At 45.0% G+C, this 16,817-nt stretch carries 14 protein-coding genes and 1 tRNA gene; 9 read left to right on the forward strand and 6 right to left on the reverse strand.

Going from position 1 to position 16,817, the window contains the following annotated elements; translation table 11 throughout:
- Nucleotides 1-960: 960 nt before the first annotated feature.
- Nucleotides 961-1,560: an NAD(P)H:quinone oxidoreductase gene (wrbA, locus tag FCN80_RS06555; RefSeq protein WP_136989213.1), complete on the reverse strand. Its 600-nt coding sequence runs from the start codon at nt 1,558-1,560 to the stop codon at nt 961-963.
- Nucleotides 1,561-2,452: 892 nt separating this feature from the next.
- On the opposite strand from wrbA, the gene FCN80_RS06560 reads away from it, so the two are divergent.
- Nucleotides 2,453-2,632 carry a con-10 family general stress protein gene (locus FCN80_RS06560; RefSeq protein WP_136989214.1) on the forward strand — a complete coding sequence of 60 codons (180 nt, stop codon included), beginning with the start codon at nt 2,453-2,455 and terminating at the stop codon, nt 2,630-2,632.
- A gap of 253 nt (nt 2,633-2,885) precedes the next feature.
- Here the strand turns inward: FCN80_RS06560 and FCN80_RS06565 are convergent, their stop codons facing one another.
- Entirely contained in the window at nt 2,886-3,143 is a 258-nt protein-coding gene (locus tag FCN80_RS06565) for a DUF1883 domain-containing protein (protein WP_136989216.1), read from the reverse strand.
- A 906-nt stretch (nt 3,144-4,049) separates the two neighbouring features.
- On the opposite strand from FCN80_RS06565, the gene FCN80_RS06570 reads away from it, so the two are divergent.
- The 5 genes from FCN80_RS06570 (at nt 4,050) to FCN80_RS06590 (ending at nt 8,709) form a co-directional block, all read left to right on the forward strand.
- Nucleotides 4,050-4,763, forward strand: a complete 714-nt coding sequence (locus FCN80_RS06570; RefSeq protein WP_136989218.1) for a helix-turn-helix domain-containing protein — start codon at nt 4,050-4,052, stop codon at nt 4,761-4,763.
- A 173-nt stretch (nt 4,764-4,936) separates the two neighbouring features.
- Nucleotides 4,937-5,012, forward strand: a tRNA-Lys gene (locus FCN80_RS06575).
- A 265-nt stretch (nt 5,013-5,277) separates the two neighbouring features.
- A complete protein-coding gene (locus FCN80_RS06580; RefSeq protein ID WP_136989220.1) occupies nt 5,278-6,489 on the forward strand; it encodes an integrase domain-containing protein in 1,212 nt (403 codons plus the stop codon).
- A gap of 574 nt (nt 6,490-7,063) precedes the next feature.
- A complete protein-coding gene (locus FCN80_RS06585) occupies nt 7,064-7,684 on the forward strand; it encodes a hypothetical protein (protein ID WP_230492526.1) in 621 nt (206 codons plus the stop codon).
- A gap of 2 nt (nt 7,685-7,686) precedes the next feature.
- Nucleotides 7,687-8,709 carry a Kiwa anti-phage protein KwaB-like domain-containing protein gene (locus FCN80_RS06590; RefSeq protein ID WP_136989222.1) on the forward strand — a complete coding sequence of 341 codons (1,023 nt, stop codon included), beginning with the start codon at nt 7,687-7,689 and terminating at the stop codon, nt 8,707-8,709.
- 509 nt (nt 8,710-9,218) lie between these two features.
- On the opposite strand, the gene FCN80_RS06595 is transcribed toward FCN80_RS06590, so the two are convergent.
- Nucleotides 9,219-10,502: a hypothetical protein gene (locus tag FCN80_RS06595; protein ID WP_136989224.1), complete on the reverse strand. Its 1,284-nt coding sequence runs from the start codon at nt 10,500-10,502 to the stop codon at nt 9,219-9,221.
- A 10-nt stretch (nt 10,503-10,512) separates the two neighbouring features.
- The gene (locus FCN80_RS06600; RefSeq protein ID WP_230492527.1) at nt 10,513-11,517 is read right to left on the reverse strand and encodes a DNA-processing protein DprA; all 1,005 of its coding nucleotides are present in this window, start codon (nt 11,515-11,517) and stop codon (nt 10,513-10,515) included.
- 533 nt (nt 11,518-12,050) lie between these two features.
- On the opposite strand from FCN80_RS06600, the gene FCN80_RS06605 reads away from it, so the two are divergent.
- The 3 genes from FCN80_RS06605 (at nt 12,051) to FCN80_RS06615 (ending at nt 13,878) form a co-directional block, all read left to right on the forward strand.
- The gene (locus FCN80_RS06605) at nt 12,051-12,995 is read left to right on the forward strand and encodes an ArdC family protein (protein ID WP_136989226.1); all 945 of its coding nucleotides are present in this window, start codon (nt 12,051-12,053) and stop codon (nt 12,993-12,995) included.
- A gap of 329 nt (nt 12,996-13,324) precedes the next feature.
- On the forward strand, nt 13,325-13,561 hold the full coding sequence (locus FCN80_RS06610) for a type II toxin-antitoxin system CcdA family antitoxin (RefSeq protein WP_136989228.1): 237 nt from the start codon (nt 13,325-13,327) through the stop codon (nt 13,559-13,561).
- A 2-nt stretch (nt 13,562-13,563) separates the two neighbouring features.
- Nucleotides 13,564-13,878, forward strand: a complete 315-nt coding sequence (locus FCN80_RS06615) for a CcdB family protein (protein ID WP_136989230.1) — start codon at nt 13,564-13,566, stop codon at nt 13,876-13,878.
- A 33-nt stretch (nt 13,879-13,911) separates the two neighbouring features.
- Here the strand turns inward: FCN80_RS06615 and mobC are convergent, their stop codons facing one another.
- Together mobC and FCN80_RS06625 are read right to left on the reverse strand one after the other, a co-directional pair.
- Nucleotides 13,912-14,664 carry a MobC family replication-relaxation protein gene (mobC, locus tag FCN80_RS06620; RefSeq protein ID WP_136989232.1) on the reverse strand — a complete coding sequence of 251 codons (753 nt, stop codon included), beginning with the start codon at nt 14,662-14,664 and terminating at the stop codon, nt 13,912-13,914.
- Between the two features lie 8 nt (nt 14,665-14,672).
- Nucleotides 14,673-16,409, reverse strand: a complete 1,737-nt coding sequence (locus FCN80_RS06625) for a type IV secretory system conjugative DNA transfer family protein (protein ID WP_136989234.1) — start codon at nt 16,407-16,409, stop codon at nt 14,673-14,675.
- Nucleotides 16,410-16,817: the final 408 nt, after the last annotated feature.

Genomic DNA, 16,817 nt, shown 5'->3' on the forward strand with positions numbered 1-16,817 from the left:
CCGCCGCAATGCAGCTTGAATTATTGTGAGTATACATCTCGGTAATGTCGGATTTCTGCCTAATGGATTGACCAACCACTGCTACCATGCGTTTAATGACAGCCGCCAGTGAGACCTGACAGGCCGTTACCTAAGGTAAGACATCATAGCAGTTTGATGACGGGTTTGAAAATGCTTGCGACTAAAATCTCATTTTTGCGATGCATATGGGCAAATTTTACTTTGTTATGGCGATTCCCTCTGGCTATTTAGTGGGGGAAGATAAATGATTTGCTTGAAGATCTTCTCTATAAAAACACGGCGTAAACCACTAGTTAGAAAGATTATTATAAATTTTTTAAAAAAAGTGTCATGGCATAATGTTGTTGATAATCATCAAGAAAAAACCAATAACGCTAATAATGATTATTGCCAGCGCGCCGAAAATCAAAACAGCCGCATCCAAAATACGTTATTCGCAATGCGGCCTTTACCGGGGCGCAGGCTTGCACACTGTCTTAGTGAATTTGCAAAGTCATAACCACATTATCATTAGCCATTGTAAAAATGGCCTAAACAAGTGTAACGGAGCATTGATATCGGTCATTGCTGGAGATGAATTGTCATAATGTTGCGCTTATGTTCCAAATGACATGCATCAAAAACCACCCGGTTGCATGACGAATAATGAAATTCAAATAGCCAGGGTCATATGGCGGTGGGCAGCAAGCGATACATTTTCCGGGAACCTGTCTGGTGGGTAATGATGGGCTTGGTTAACAGCGGAATAGACTCGTCATACTACAAGTTGCTTTTATGTTGGCTGCGCCCGTTCCATCGACAATGTAGCGGCGAAACCCAACGCCGCCCCAAGACGAGCCGACCGGGCCGGCGGCCCCCTTTTCATCGTGTCCTCGCTACTGGGGGGCGTTCGGGGGCAAGACACGGCCATGGCCGGCGTCGCCGACGATGGCCGTGTCCTCAGCCTTTCATTTTCAGCGTAATGCCGGCGACGTATTCCCCTTGATACCGGGCAATATCCAGCTCCAAGTCCGACGGTTGCCTCGAACCGTCCCCGCCGGCCAGCGTTGAGGCGCCGTAAGGTGTTCCCCCCCGTACTTGGGTGGTATCAAATAAGTGTTTGGTGCCGTAGCCGATGGGCACGATGATAAATCCGTGATGGGCGAGGGTCGTCCAGGTGGAGGTAATCGTGAGTTCTTGTCCGCCGCCGGTGCCGGTGGATGTGAATACGCTGCCGACTTTACCATAAAGAGCGCCGGACGCCCATAAGGCGCCGGTCTGGTCAAGGAACGTCCGCATTTGACCGCTCATGTTGCCAAAACGGGTAGGCGTGCCGAAAATAATGGCATCATAATCCGCCAGTTCCTGAGGCTTAGCCTCCGCAATGGTGTTGTCGGTTTTACCGCCGGCCTGTGTGAACAAGGCCGGCGGCATGGTTTCCGGTACACGCTTGACGGCAACTTCAGCACCGCTTATTTTACGTGCGCCATCGGCGACCGCACCGGCCAGTGTCGCGATATGTCCATACATCGAATAGTAGAGGACCAGAATCTTTGCCATAATTGCGCTTCCTTCTTCTTCGTGGGTGATCAAAGCATTACGGGACAATTCCTGGAGACGGGATATGTCATGTCATTAACACCAACAGGATAATGTGTTACATAAATCGATGATAATGTATACCTTAAATACGTCGAGTTGCATCGCGGCGGCAAGCAGACGACACATTCTCTGGGAATGAAAGTAAACCGCTCATGACTGATCTCAGGTGAGAAGCGTGATGGGTTTCAACATCTTGAGACATAGCTATCTCTACGACTGGGATGTACGAGCGCAGCCAACAAAGAGGCAACCTGAAGTATGACGAGTATAAAATTATTTTCTGTGACTGTTTATACGTAATAGGCCACAGGAAGAGGCGTGGTCGCCGACGTTTTTCCTTTTCCCGCCATCTTGCTTGCAGAGTAAGCGCCAAACATAAGAAAATATTTCTATTACCTTGCGGTCAGTAAATTCATATAGATAATTTTCATAATTTAAACATTGCATTAACGGGTCCGGTCGGGAATAGCGGATTTATCTCTCGTGAAGTTGTTTCATAATGTTAATATTTCAATTGTGACGGGGTGGGGTGTTTATACTTATATTTCATTCAAGTTGAATGGCGGCGGCAAACGCGCGACATATTCGTCAACGATGAAGGTGAACCACCCATGGGGCCTGGTATGAGATCCGGAATGTCAATCATACTTCCCCAGGGCGCAGTCAATCGATGTGGCTGGGTTGAGCGACGTGGTCTTCGCAGAGGCGGCTTGAAGTATAACGTTCAGGCACCGATGACGAGGGCGCCGTATTAAGGGCGGCAGTCCTAAATGCGGTGTCACAAAGATCCCGCCCGAAATCGGGTGGGTATATCCCGAAATGATGATCTCACACCACTCGGAGGTTAACAATGGCCGAACATAGAGGCGGTTCAGGTAACTTTGCAGAAGATCGTGCAAGAGCATCAGAGGCAGGCAGAAAAGGCGGTCAGCATAGTGGGGGGAATTTCAAAAATGATCCCCAGAGGGCTGCCAAAGCGGGCGAGAAGGGCGGTCGTAGTAGCAACGGCGGTCGAAAAGGCGCATCCTGAACCACTTGGATCGCGTCGGAAACCGGGTGTTAACCCCCGGCCCAGGTTCGGGGGGATACGCTTTCTCGCAGGTAAGCGCTTCGGCAACATGATGAATTCGCTTACCCATGTTCATCATGAAAGAACGGAATGCGGGCGGGTAGGCAGTTTACTGCCTCTGTGATATCCAATCCTGCCCCGACCGCCGGTGCCATCCCGGCGGTTTTGCCCATGCCTGGCGTGGTGTTCGTTCTGTCCATGCTATTGGGAGACGTTAGGCAGGCAAGTACCTGACGGAATGCTCAGGACTCTCGCCTTGCGCATCGATAACCACGCTCCATAATCCGCTGTATGGCACACCCAGATAGGCAGTCGTCTTTTCGCCAACGCAAAGAATATCGCCGGATCCGGGTAACGTCTGATTATCTTTTAGTTGATCTTCAGACAACAGATGAATATGACACTTTTCCGAGCAATGAACGACGACGGTATCTCCGCCGAACAACTTCAGCCGGGTGCGAATAACGGACATTAACCTGACTCCCCATCTCAATGAACGAATTATCCCGCCTTCTTCATTTTTGCCTTTATCATGCGGATAGCGTCGAGGAAGGCGTGTCGTTATAAAATCATTGTAAAGAGTAATAATTTATGACTTCAATCAAATTTTGTTGAGTTTAGAAAAAATAATTGAAATTATCAAAAATTCTAATCTCGCACACTTACTGTTGAATTCAGCTTAATGTATTGAAAACGCATAACATTACTCTGTCCGTCGACCGATGGGACAAGACAGATGCCCGACTACCACAAACCTACCTGTTAAACACGGCGAGCCAGACCGTCATGGGTCTTACTGTACGTCGAAATCGACGCGGTCGACGCGGGTAATGTCATCGACCGAAAAAAATCGTTAATAGCAAGTCCGGATATAAATTCGAATGTGATAATTTCTCGGTAAAATACCTTACAAGCATCGCGCTACGCGTCAAATCGCCGGGTGGGTTAGGGCGTCACCCATAGCGTAGTGCGGCGGTGAGCCCGTGGAACCGGCCGACGACATGGCTGATTCCCTGCTTGCATGAGTGAACGCCGCCGGCAAGGAGGCTCCGCGGAGTATGGCGAGTCTAAAGGCCGACAGTGGCAATCTATCCTTCCTGACGATATCTGGCGTGCGCGTTGAGAAGTGATAGCTCCCACTGTACGCGAAAAACGGCAGAAATAAATGGCACGAGAAGGGGAAATGTTCACGGACACATTTATCATGTTTGCGGAAGTGTTAGCGTTCATAGTATGAAAATTAGCCATGTCGAGAAAGCTTATAGTCAGCGTTTAGAAAAGTTTTTTCAAAATAAGTTTGATTATGCTTCGGTTGAAAAGGAATCTGGTATTAATAAGTAATATATCGTTACAAGTAGATAGGTGTATAGGAATAATAATGAATATATTACAATTTATCCTTTTTAAGAAAAGCGGCACGTTAAGTCTTGATGGAAAAATTCACACTATCCCACAGAATCATATTGTGGTGGCGGATGAGAATGCGGTACCCGTCAAAAAAAACAATGACGATTTTGTCTTCATAACCTGTTATCCCGTTAATCTTTTGCCATTACATCAGGACTTGATTTCACAGGCCGCCATATTGTCATGCTGTAAACCATTCAAAAAGGATATTTACAAGACGATCCCGGTGGATAATTCGGTAATCGAAAGTACCGAGAAGCTAATGACAATGGAAAAAAGTCTACCCATCTGTTTTTTATATCTTTATTGTTTAGGTATCGACAAATATTATTTCGCCAGCCTACTATGTCAGTTCGTTGGCGTTAATATCAACAATACACTATTGGAATTTTTTGAGCAAAATTACATCAACCAATGGGCAGTATCACGTTATGCCAAGGAGTTGGGCATATCAACTCATAAATTGAACGTGATTTTTTATCAAAAATATGGTATGCCGGTAAAACAATGGCTTATGGAAAAGCGTTTAAAAAAAGGGGGGGAATTACTGTTGACCACCACGATGCGTGTGGCGGATATTGCTCTGGAGTGTGGTTTTAGCAACCATGCTCATTTTACCGCCTTATTCAGGCGCCGCTTTCAGATTTGTCCGTCATTATTTCGTGCCGCCGCCAAAAGAAATTGAACTCGCCGCGGCGGTAAATAGCTTAAACGATAGACTATCATGTTAAAAATAGGTTAAGCTTGGTCAATATATCAGCAAAGCGCAGCGCTTTTTGCTGAAAAAACGTCTTTTTGATATTTAATGCCAGGAAACATTTGACAGAAGGGTTTAGATAGAGAATAATTCACGGCGTTGGGTCGTTAGCTCAGTTGGTAGAGCAGTTGACTCTTAATCAATTGGTCGTAGGTTCGAGCCCTACACGACCCACCAACATACATTCCTGGGACGTCTTATAGCGTCCGGGGAAGTAAGAAAACCGTATCACTGTCAACAGGGTACGGTTTTTTTTCGTCTGTATGTGCTCTTCCGAATACCGGGGGAGCCGGAGCAAATGGGCCTGTGAATGGGCCTACGTCTTCTCAGGTGGAAATCTTGTAGGCCCATTTTGAATTTCGGGCTGAAAAACGTTTCAGAAAACAGAATATTGCACCACTCCATCACTGTCATTTTCTACTGATATACAAGGAGTGACTTTATGGCTGTGCTTACCCGTCCGTTGTCTGCCTCGGAAGTCCAGAAGGCAAAATCCGCTGAGAAAGATTACGAATTGTTCGACGGACAGGGGCTGACCCTGTTTATCAGAACCACTGGTAGAAAAATCTGGCGCTTTCGCTACAAACGTCCCGGTTCGACTTCCCGGACCACCATCACCCTTGGACATTACCCCGCCATGTCGCTTGCCAGCGCCCGGAAGCTGCACGCCGAATACCTTACCCTGCTGGTGCAGGGTATCGACCCGATAAAACTGGAGCAGGAAGATGCTGAGCGGGAACGGCTGGCGGTAGACAGTCTGTTTATCAACGTGGCGACCAGGTGGTTTGCCGTGAAAAAAACCACCATTTCCGCAGACTACGCAGATGATATCTGGAAGTCACTGGAGCGTGATGTCATCCCTGCTATCGGTCAGACCCCCGTGACGGCGCTGAAAGCGCACACGCTGATTGTCGCGCTTGAGCCGGTGAGGGTACGTGGCGCACTGGAAACCCTGCATCGCCTGACGCAGCGGATTAATGAAGTGATGAAATTCGCCATTAATACCGGCCTGCTGGACGCCAACCCGGCATCAACTATTGATGAGGCATTTGTGAAGCCTAAAAAGCAGCATATGCCAACCATCCGGCCGGAACGCCTGCCGGAACTGATGCAACGGGTTTATACGACTAATCTGTCCCCAATGACGCGCCTGTTGTTGCTGTGGCAGCTTCTGACGCTTGTACGCCCTGCTGAGGCCGCCGGAGCCCTGTGGGGTGAGATTGATATGGAAAAACGGTTGTGGACACTTCCGGCGGCGCGAATGAAGATGAAACGTGAACATCACGTACCGCTGTCGCCGCAGGCTCTGACCGTACTGGAACAGCTAAAGCCCCTGAGCGAGCATTCGCCGTTTGTGTTCCCCGGCAGGGTAAAACGCGACCAGCCAATGCACAGCGAAACGGTCAACAAAGCACTATGGCGAATGGGTTATGGTGGTGAGCTGGTATCACACGGATTCCGGGCGCTGGGCAGCACCGCGCTGAACGAGGCCGGATTCCCGCCAGATGTGATAGAAGCCACGTTGGCGCATATTGATGCTAACCCGACCCGCGCTGCCTATAATCGCGCCACCTATATGGTTCAGCGTGTTGAACTGATGGACTGGTGGGGACAGAAAATTCGCGATTCGTCTCTGGCGGCACAAAGAATCTGAGAGTGAAAACCACCAACACCTTCCCCTTCGTCTACGGTATCAGCTATTTTTTAAGTGTCCTGAGAGGGTAATATCGCAGTCAGGGGAAGTCATTACAGAGCATCAGTAGTTTTAGTGGAATCGCCGTTGCAAGGGGAGGCAGCTCTTGCAACGGGTAATGTTCCCCATGGTTGACGTCGTGAGGGTAGAGCTGGCTCTCAATTGATTGAATGATTTCATGAGTCGGCTTCTGTATTAGATGGTATTGTTCAGACTGGCTTCCCCGACTTGGATCGAGTTTGCCAGTAACTTGCTAATAAATAAGCCACATAAAGAAGCTTGCCCTGTCAAGACTGCCAGAATGACCACCAATAGGATCGGGTTGCACAAAAGGAATTTGAGAGCCCTTGCTGTATGCTGTGATCATTACTATGATGTCTCGGAACAGGCAGAGCTATCACCGAACCGTCATGCCCCTGCATCGGAAAGGTGTCCAATAAGGGCTGACAGTCCGCTTATGCCAGAGGTGGATATTACATGAAATTACAGAAGGTTAGCCACCAAATTACACACTTATTATATTGACTAAGGAGGGATGATGATGCGAGTAAATAAATTACATTTAGGAGCCAGAATTTCCTTATTCATCGTGTCCTATCTTCCTCTTTTTTTCATCATGTGTTTTGTTCAGCTTTATACATATAGGAGTTATCTAAATTGGGCGGGTATTAGCATTGAGTCCGTAACTGCTTTTCTAGAATATTTTGGGGCTGTAACCGTTTTAGTTTTATTATCCCTGTTTGGTTTTGTGGGTTTAAAAATTTTCTTAAAAAATATAAAACGTCGATGCCAAACAAGTGGAAGAACCGTCCAAATTCTAGATATAGAGAATAAAAATAATGAGTCGATAAGTTATCTTTTTACATATTTAATACCTTTTGTATTTCAAGATTTGTCGAAATTATCTAACGTTGTACCTATTGCTATTTTATTGATGGTAACAGCTTTGATATATATCAATTCAAGCATGATACTTATAAATCCGACAATAAGTATAAAATATACGTTATATCAAATAAGTTACTTGGATGTAGAAAGTAATAAAAAACGTAGTGGAATGATCTTGACTAAATCAAAGTATTTAGAAGAAGATGATCTTCTTGATATTGAAGACGTTGGCCCAAAACTTTTTTACGCTGAACCTCATAAGGAATGAAAATGTTAAAGCTTGAGGAACTATTAGAATACGCAGAGCAACTTAAAGATGATGAAAAAGCTAAAATTTCTTTGTACTTTGTCACTAGACATCTTAAAAGTGGAATGAGCAAAACAGCGAAAGTTACCGACAAATACGATTTTAAAGTTATCAAAGCGCCTATAGCTCCAGACATCGCTAAGTTTTTTAAAAGTACGTTATCAAACCAAATAATCTCTCATGCATCAAAAGATGATATTGAGATGAAAAAGTATACAGTGATCGATGACGATATTGATAATAAAATTTATGCATATGCAATGAATAACGCCATTTCATTCTCAAAAGTTATAAATGAAGATATCAAGAGTGATAAACCAAGCGTTCTTACTTCCTTAGCCGAAGTTCAAGATGATTTGTGGGCCTACTGCATTAAAGTTCAAAAGGGCTTAGAGCTTACCTATTCTTTCCGTAAAATCAGCAAAGGTAAAGTCACAACTAACGAACCTCAAGATGTGGTTCAACGCATATTCGCTTTATTCGATAAATCTGATAAAGAATTAAGATCATTTGATGGCAGTGCTGTAAATTTTGATGATAAAATTGACTGCATTTATATAAATGAGCAATTCTATGTATTCCATAAAAAAAGTTTCGAATCTATCGTAGGGCTTGAGGCAGAATTCACAGAGGCTGCACAAAAAACCTTAAACAAGATAAAAGAATTTGATCTGGTTGAGGGGTTGGATATTATTGAACAAGCTATTCTACATAAGCCATCGTTAAGGAAAACGCTTGCCCATATAGCTGAGAAAGGTAATCACACTACGTTGAATAAAAATGAAGTACAATCAATGAATGGTGTGCTAAAAATGTTCCAAGATGAGGAGTTTACCATCAATAAAGATGGGAAAATCGTCATTGAAGATGAAAGGCAGGGGCGAAATTTTCTTAGACTTCTCAATGACTACTATAAACAAGGAATGACTACGAAGAAATACTACGGCACCGATAGTGGTAACTTAGTCAATCCAGTCACGAAATAATATTAATTTTATAAAACGCTCTCTTATGGGCGTTTTACCCTTATGACAGCCACCAACCTTACCGATGATAACTCATGGTTCTTGTGCCGGCTTGGTAGCTTCTTTTATTAGCAGGTAATTAGCCCAGAAACACAAAAAGTTGGAACTGACAAGACCGAAATGGGGCACGAAAAACAAACCGCCACCCGGTTTAAAGAAATGCCCGTCCGGCTGTTGTCGATAGTAAGATCCCTAACCTGTAAACACTAAACTGATTTGCCAATGCATGTGGGCGGCGTGCCAGGAGTAATTTCGGTTATGTAGGGATTGAATTTATTGATCTAATTATTTATTGGATTGCCGTTAGTTATCCCGACAATCCTCTTCTCAAGATTCTAATCTGCTAGATTACTAATAGCAAAAAAAAACATGGACAGCGAGCCCCAGATATAACTACTGCTGAAAGTTCGTAACAGACAGATTATATCATGTGAACCATGCTTATTTGCATAGCTCATGACCGTAATCATTCAATTATTTAGCGGCTTAGGCCAATCCCAGTCATCATATCTTTGAATTTTAGTCGTAAGTTCCTGTGGTGCCTCGCTACCGCTCAGATTTGTTCGATAACCAATTGAACCTATCGGGGTTACTTGCTCAACACTAAAGGTGTTAGGTTTCCAAGGTGCCAAGCGTTTATTAGGTTCAAAAACAGTAACGTCTCTGTTTATGGTTTTTAACCAAGAAATGCTTACGACTTCAGCACCTGCGGCATTAAGATACATCCTTGCAGTTTCATGAGCATTTCCCTCCGTACAAAAATCATCAATGACTAATACTTTAGCTCCTCTTAAATTTGGTGGATTAACGTAATGCTCTCCAGTGTTTAAATTTTTTATAGGGGCTGGGTTTAGGTGGATTGTATTAATTTGAGATGTTATCGATACGTCGCCACCTTGCCTGCGAACATTCTGTGATTTATCTGCTGATGTGTGCCTGATAAAAAGGTCTTTTAAGTATTTTCCTTTGAACGCTACTGCGAGACCTTTTAGATCATGCTCCATTATTCCACCAAGTTTGTAAGGGTTGTTAGAGCTGTGCCCCACATATGTTGTTATGTATTTTGCACCATTACTTAGTCCAGAGAAAAATATACTCGCAGCTAAGTATCTGATCCAGAAATCTGGAGTCCCTATTGATAGTTTTGATAATGAACGAGCATTCTCTGAGTAAAAACTAAAATCTGCAAGATAAGTGCTGAAGGGGGCTAACGCATAGTAATGTGCATTATTTAAATTGCCTTGCCATCCCCAAGCGGTTTCGCGCAGACAGAAAATATCTATAAAGCGGGCAATTTCTTTTGGTGATGAAAACAGGAATCCATATTCATTAACTGGTTTAAACCAAGTTGCATTTAGAAATAAGACCTTTCCGTTTGTTGCGGCCTGCAAGTCTTCATCAGAACGGCCTACATAGATCATTTTATTTCTTTCTAGATTAAGGTCGTTCATTATAAAATCAATCGCACGACCACTTTGTTTTGCTGGGAGACCTGGGTTTAATGCTCGACAGTAGTGCTTTGCATTTGGATGGCGCTGAGTAAGAAATTCATTTAATGGTATCTGTTCGTCATCGCTAAATACCGTTCCGTTGTTATTTGTGAGGAATATTATGTGAATATTCTTGGATTCTAAAAAATCCAATAACTTTCTGAATTCTTTGCTTATGGTTCTTTTTATTTCATTTGAATGAGGGTTCGATCTTGTTGGTAAGACAACATCACTTACAGAAAATATAACAGCCTTAAGAAGCATAATGACTCCCCTATAAAAATGTCAATTGCTGTAATGTATTGGGTGAGGCGGAATTTAGAATTTTTTCAAATTCCTTATCATTGGTCAGCGGTGTTTTAAGTAATAGCGCACTATAGTTTCTTTGTGCGAATTTAATTTCTTCGTTTTCACTCATGTCTCCAATTACAGGACATAGGATTTTTCTTTTGAGTTCGGCTGCATGTTTGACAGTGTGCGCAGTGCCGCTTTTGATATTCCACTCAACAGGGATTAATATATCGCTGATTGCAGCCTGAATTCTGTTGCGACGAACAAAATTTTCTTTACTAGGTTTTTGATCTGGTAAGTACTCTGTTACAATTAAACCACCATTGCTGACAATGGCATTTCTGATGGTTTCACTATTTTTAGGATAGTTTGAGTAGATTCCTGTTCCCAGAACGGCAATAGTTGGTAACTTAAACATCAAAGCGGATTCGTGTGCAATCTGATCGATTCCAAATGCTAAGCCACTTACAATTGAATAGTCCAAATTTATGAAGTTTGATATTACAGATTGAGTGAGAAACGTTCCTAATTTACTCGGTTCTCTAGTTCCTACAACACCTACACACTTTTTAGTTAGTAGGGATATATCCCCTTGTGTAAAAAGCCAATATGGTGGGTTGCTGAGTTCTTTTAGTTTTTCTGGGTAGGATGGTGAACCATGATGAATTATTGAAAATCCTTGATTGTGGTAATTGATTAATAATGATTTTGCTGCATCAATCATACTATTTCTGAATTCAGGCCAGGTAACCTCGGAAATATTAAAAAGCGTTTTTTTAAGTCTTACCCCTAGAAGAGTTTCGAACTTCTGAAATGTATTTGCTGTTATGATATCCCGAAACCTTATACCATTTTGAGCTACCTTGTATAGAGACCAGTAGCTAACGCCGCGCATGGATGAAAGAGCCAATAATGCAGCACTTTCAGTGTTCCATCGAGCCTGCTCAGTATCTGTCATTTTTACACGCCAAGTTACAAGACTTTTCATTGTTCTATCATATGATTGTGCAATTGTGTAGTAGGTCTATCGCTAAATCGGAAGTGAACGTCCGCTATATTTCTCTCTTAACCGACTGTCACGCCCAATCGCGACTTACCAAAGAATACCACTGTCTGGTCATGTTTGAACTAATACTTATATTATCCCTTGCGAACATATCAGGCATACCATTTTGCTGATTAATATTCGTTTTTTGCTATGACGGTGTCGGTATCCTGTACTTTTCAGTGCCAGTTGTGAGTCTTTTTAAAAAACGGATGAAGTGGCTTCTCCCCCAAACCTCAAACCCATTTCACCGCTGCGAAGCAAGGGGCGCTACGTCCGGCTATGCAGAGTCAGATTTTTCTCCCGCGTGCTTTCCGTTCCCCGTATTCGCTTCCGGTTAATCGTTTCCCAACACAACCCGGCCCGCAAGGGTAAATGGCACGCATGCTGCGCCCTTGCGGGCCGGAACGATGCCGGGAAAGCGAACCGTCAGGCGATACGAAGACGAAAATCACACCACTGACGGAGAAAAAACCATGACGATTTCCCTGCATACCCAGACCAGCGCCCCTAACACCGCAGCGGCGACCAGCGTATCCCCGCTGGACCCGTCAGGCTCCTCAAAAACGAAATGGTCTAAAACCAGAACTGATATTTATCAGACTGTCACAGACAGCATCATTGCTGCACTTGAAGCGGGTGTTAAACCGTGGTTCTGCCCGTGGCGGCGCGTACCGGGTATGTCTGGTCTGCCATCCAATTACGCTACCGGCGTAGCCTATAGCGGCATGAATATCATGTTGCTGTGGTGCAGCGCCTCAAAACAGGGTTTCAGCGATCCCCGCTGGATGACCTACAAACAGGCTCAGGCTGAGGGTGGCCAAGTCCGCAAGGGGGAGCGCGGCACGACGGCTATTTTCTATTCCACCCTGGAGAAGGAAAACGACGCCGGGGAAATCGAACATATCCCAATGCTGAAAACATTCATCGTATTCAATGTTGAGCAGATCGACGGTCTGCCCCTGACTACCGAGGCAGTTAGCCCTGTTGAGACGTTCGATCCGCTGCCGCAGGCTGAAAACCTGTTCCGAAACTGTGGCGCAAACATCATTGAGAAAGGACAAAATGCCTTTTTCCGGCCGTCAACCGATGAGGTCTGGTTACCGGAGCGTCGTCTTTTCGCCGATGCCGCCAATTTCTACGCCACCGGCCTGCATGAGCTGGTGCACTGGAGCGGCGCAAAAAGCCGTCTGAACCGTGAGATGAAAGGGAAATTTGGCAGTGAGGATTATGCTTTTGAGGAGTTGATCGCCGAGCTGGGAAGCGCGTTCCTGATGGCGGATCTGGGAATTGTCGGCGAGGTCCAGCACGAAAGCTATATTGCTTCCTGGCTGAAAGCACTGAAAAACGACAAGCGCTATATTTTCAAAGCCGCCAGCGCGGCATCGAAAGCGCATCGTTATTTGATGGATAAGGTCTGAACAGCGGAATAAGAGGCCGCAAAGGAATGCGGCTTTAACCTTATATCGGGCGGCAGAGTGGCAGAGGTTTCAGGAGGATTAATTTCCCTGCGAATTTTCCGGGCATTCGATGCCCGGAAAATTCGCAGGCTGCGGGTGCGGGCGGCAAAGAGCCCGCTAATCCCGCAAACGGCATTTTATCCACCGGTCATGTCTGTGGACGACGAAACAGGTATGATGCCGGGGATTAAAATTTAAGAAACTCCAAAGGTATCCGGGCCTGCTTTTGGTGTTATGATAAGTGTATTATATCGTGTTATTTACACGTATTTCATTACAGGAGATGAACCATGGCAGCGAAAGAACGCAACACGCAGAGCGTGACAATGGCAGTGGAACGTACCTTACTGGTCAGAGCGCGTGAAGCGGGCATTAATCTGAGCGCTACTCTGACTGCCGCTCTGGATGTTGAACTTCGCCAACATGAAGCGAAAAAATGGCAGGAAGAGAACGTGGAGGCGCTCGAAGCACTAAATCGTTTTCATGATGAACATGGGTGTTTCAGCGATGAATACAGGACGTTTTAACCATGCAATTCACTGTATACGGTAATACCGGGAGAAGCGTCGTTTACCCTCTGTTGCTCGATGTCACGAGCGATATTATTGGACAGTTGAATCGTCGGATAGTGATCCCGCTGCTACCTGTTGAAAAGTATCCGGCAGGCCGCCGACCGGATCGCCTTGTCCCCGTAGTCAGACTGACGGACGGCAAAGAATACGCTGTAATGACTCACGAACTGGCAAGTATCCCTGTCCAGGCCCTGGGGGCGGTGTTCTGTGATGCTGCTCAGTACCGTACTCAGGTAAAAGCCGCAATAGACTTCCTCATCGACGGAATTTGACGTTTCTTTCTGTGCTGTTAAACAGGTATGCCTTTAATCGTGACTGACGGGAGCTTGTTCAAGTTCGTCTATCGTGCGGAAAAGAAACATTTCCCGGTTTTTCGCATCAAATGGAACCGGAACACTGTTCCTTACCACTGTCCTGATACTGTCAAACAGCCTGATGAGAGATGCTTTGGTTTTGTCGTCTGGCATAACATACATCGCGTAATGCCAGCGCCCGGCGTCACAGGCCGCCAGATGACTTTTAACGATGCTGATATAGCGGGCTCGGGTTTTCATTGAGCGCTCAGTTTCCACGGCAACGATCGCGCCGCTGCTCAGCGTAATAATGCCATCCGGGCGATGCAGGATGCCGGGATAACGCGCGATGAATTCGCCCCTGTCGCCATTCAGCCAGTCTTTGCCGCCTTTCTCTTCAAGGGCAATTCTTACCCGCTGGTTTAACAGACGATGCTCCAGTGTCCAGTATTTGAGTTTTCCTGGCTCAAAATAGCCGGGGAATACTTTATCATCAGGGTTAACCACCATCGCCAGTCCTTGCATGGTGATCCCCCACAGTGATTTTTTCCCCGTCAGTACCGGATATTCATGTTTAACCAGAAACCCAATAAACACCGCTCGATTGAGTAAGTTATACATAGCCTGATTGTTATTCCCTTTATAGCCGACAACTTTTTTTAAGGTACGGAAATCAGAGTAAGTTTCTTCTTTCAGAAAGGTCAGTAATGCCCGCATTCTGCGTTTTGCGGCTGCTTTTCTTTCCGCGACATTATGAATAAGCATTGATAGCCTCACACGTTAATAGATGGTTTATGCTCATGGTCTTTATTTACATCCTGTAAAGGGATTTTTTGTTCAAATGAGAGCAATTCGATATATTCCTTTTTTGCCGGGATATGGAAAAGTTTCGTGGCTTTAGCAAGATCATTCTGCGTAAAAACAAAGCCAACAAACTTAGGCAGATTAAGCAGCATGTTACTGTCGATGTAATATCTTTCTGCCTGGCGGATCATTCTGTCTGTATCTATTTTTTCTGTCAGGAATGTATCCGTCTTAACTTTCCTCATTTCATCATCAACAAGAATAGAACCTGTCATTCTTGCCACCCAGTCAGCGGTATCGGGATCACGAAGACGATAAACAAGCATGAATTTACAGTTCTCAATAACCGAGCCTGCAACGGCATCGCCATCCAGATCTGCCGGGCAATCATACAAATCTTTAACAGACTGGTGCGCCATTATAATATGTACATTTTTATCCCTTGCTGCACCCAACCCTTCAAGAGCAGGGCGGGAAAGATGATATTTAAGTTCATCAAGAAAAATGGCAACAGGACGAGGTTTTTCTTTTATTCTGTCTCTTGTTTCTGCTATCTGGATAAGACGAGTTAAAATCATTCGTTGAGCCGATATGATTTTCTGGTTACGCATGGAGCCAATAATGTAACAGCATCCGCCCTCATCAAATATTGTCTTTAGAGAAAAACCATTACTGGCGTTAATGGCGTTAACTAAAGCTATTTCCTCAAGTTCGCCATAGAAAGCAGGCACATCATTCTCAAGTGATATTACAAAGGGGGTATTAAATAGGTCACGTAACGTCATTCCCTTTTCATAAATGGCGGCTGTGTTTCTGGCTGCCCGACGGTCGGCAATACGATAAAAGTCTGCGCCTTCACCCTTTTTAGCCAGGCTAAACCCGGCATTAAAAAGTTCTTCCAGTTGTTCGTGTGAAATATCCGCCAGTAAATCAAGCTGAAAACTTAGCACATTCAGATTGATAAGAACAAATTGTTTGCCTGCCGTCTGACATGCATCTCTCAGAACGTGTGGTGCCCATTCATCATTTTTCGGATCTTCGACAAATACCCCTTCACCTGAAAGAATAGCCTGGTAAAGTAAAGCACAGGCGCTTACTCCTTTACCGGAACCTGTTGTTCCGATGAGATCAGCGTGCTGGGACTGAAATTCTTCAATGGTGATATATTGTGGTTGGTCGTCTTTATCCAGACCAATAAAAACGCCTTTTTTTAAGTCAATATGATCAAGCGGATTATAGGAAACACTGCCAGGCAACATTTCTTTTACTTCCCGGACGTCAGTTCTGATATTTCTTTCCAGCTTGCTTTTTTTAATAAGTCGGTGCTTTAATTTGTCTATCTCACCAGCAAGAAGTCTGCTGACCACGATATGAAAAATTAACCCGGCAAACGTAAAAGAGGCCGTCAGTATCCAGAGAGATATGTTAAAAAATGTGTTTCTGTCGAGTGATTTAAAGAAAAAACTCAGCCCCTCGAGCGTAAGCGGGGATATTGTACCGAAGGTAAAAAAGAAGACCGATACGCATGCTACAGATTTCAACCACAAGGGCGCATTTTCTCTTTCTCCACGTGGCAGGTTAAATATGAATGGCAACGTCAGTCCGGCAAGCAAAGACAATATTGCCGGACTGTTTTGCAGTGATAAAAGGAAAAATGAAAAGGCGTCAACAAAAGTATTCAGCCTTTGCATCAGGTGAGTTCCCATCGCAATATTCTCCGGTTTTAATTTTGTTGTCCGAGAGTCACGCATGGAAGACTGCTATGGGAGATTAACCCCTCTCCCGTGTCTGTCTTCCATCGTTGTCTCCCATCACAGTGCGAAAAGCACTGAACGCCTCCGGCGCTCATGCCCGTTATCCGTGCTTTCAGAAAACTGCCGACGCATGGTCGTCAGTCCCCTGAAACGCCCGCATGGCGGGCAACGGCGTGTGCCATGTCGTTCGGGCTGGACGCCCTTACTACCTGTCACATGGGGGTAATGACTCCGCTGAACGCTGCGTCAAAACCCCCAGGGTCAAAGGCGGCACACCGTCGCACGCTACGCGCGACCAACCCCTTTAAGACGCGCGTTTAGCCTGTTTTTTCTCGCAGGCTCGAAAAAACGGGAACGCTG

It is taken from the genome of Martelella alba, from assembly GCF_005217455.1.
Classification (GTDB): Bacteria; Pseudomonadota; Gammaproteobacteria; order Enterobacterales; family Enterobacteriaceae; genus Acerihabitans.